The 1,071-nt window shown below is 47.2% G+C and carries 2 protein-coding genes; both read left to right on the top strand.

All coding sequences use genetic code 11. From position 1 onward, the window contains the following. On the top strand, positions 1–862 hold an 862-nt coding region (locus tag A3756_RS21585), incomplete at its 5' end, for an alpha-ketoacid dehydrogenase subunit beta (protein WP_068554607.1). 2 nt (positions 863–864) lie between these two features. Then, a partial coding sequence (locus A3756_RS21590) for a biotin/lipoyl-containing protein (RefSeq protein WP_304438923.1) occupies positions 865–1,071 on the top strand: 207 nt, incomplete at its 3' end.

Genomic DNA, 1,071 nt, shown 5'->3' on the forward strand with positions numbered 1-1,071 from the left:
TCGGGTTATGGATACACCACTAGCTGAAACGATGATTGCAGGCATGACTATAGGAATGGCAGCTCAAGGCCTGCGTCCGGTTGCAGAAATACAGTTTATGGGCTTCATTTATGCTTCAATGGAGCACTTGGTTAGCCATGCTTCACGTATGCGTAATCGCACACGTGGGCGCCTTTCTTGCCCCATGGTTATTCGCGCCCCCTATGGCGGGGGAATTCATGCACCCGAACATCATAGTGAAAGTACCGAGGCAATGTTTGCGCATATTCCGGGTATTCGGGTTATACAGCCTAGCTCTCCAAAAAGGGCTTATGGACTGCTTTTGTCAGCGATTCGTTCCAATGACCCTGTTATATTTTTGGAGCCAAAGCGCATTTATCGTTTATTTCATAGTGAGGTAAAGGATGATGGCGAAGGCTTGCCATTGGATAAGTCCTTTCTATTGCGTCAAGGAAGGGATATGACTTTAGTTTCATGGGGTGCGAGTATAAATGAAACTATGCAAGCGGCAAGTTTATTGGCTAGGGATGGGATTGAGTGTGAGGTGATAGACGTTGCCAGTATTTCTCCTATAGACCACGACACTATTATCCAGTCGGTTCAAAAAACTGGTCGCTGCATAGTTATTCATGAGGCGCCAAGAAGCTGTGGGCTGGGTGCGGAGATTGCAGCAACGGTTTCTGAAAGAGCCTTCCCTTACTTAAGGGAACCCGTGGCGAGGATCACTGGTTATGACACGGTAATGCCATATTTTCGTAACGAATCAAGCTACCTGCCTGGCGTAGAGCAAATAACTGAATTGGCAGCGGTGATGTGCAGGGCCGTAACACCGGTTGACGCAGACGGAAACAAGGAGGCTTAGCTATGAGCAAATTTTATCTACCTGATCTCGGTGAAGGCCTCCAGGGTGCAGAAATTATTGAGTGGAAGATTAAGCCTGGCGATATGGTCTTGGTTGATCAGTTGATTTTAGTTGTCGAAACGGCAAAAGCAATTGTGGAAATTCCATCTCCTGTGGAAGCTAGAATCGGGAAAATTCACTGTAAAGCGGGCGACATGGTTGATGTGGGT

It is taken from the genome of Oleiphilus sp. HI0086 (assembly GCF_001635225.1).